This window comes from Priestia aryabhattai (assembly GCF_023715685.1).
In the GTDB taxonomy this organism is placed as follows: Bacteria; Bacillota; Bacilli; order Bacillales; family Bacillaceae_H; genus Priestia; species Priestia aryabhattai_B.
The window spans coordinates 1-237 of record NZ_JAMBOQ010000125.1; the positions used below are offsets into that span (position 1 = coordinate 1).

General features: G+C 33.3%; 1 pseudogene. It reads left to right on the top strand.

Going from position 1 to position 237, the window contains the following annotated elements:
* Positions 1 to 237, top strand: a pseudogene (locus M3225_RS29350) (MSCRAMM family adhesin SdrC); the annotation flags it as partial.

The window sequence follows — 237 nt, forward strand, 5'->3', positions numbered from 1 at the left end:
TCAAATCGTGATTCAGATCTTGATACTTCATCAAATTGTGATTCGGATCTTGATACTTCATCAAATCGTGATTCAGATCTTGATACTTCATCAAATCGTGATTCAGATCTTGATACTTCATCAAATCGTGATTCAGATCTTGATACTTCATCAAATTGTGATTCAGATCCTGATACTTCATCAAATCGTGATTCAGATCTTGATACTTCATCAAATTGTGATTCGGATCTTGATACT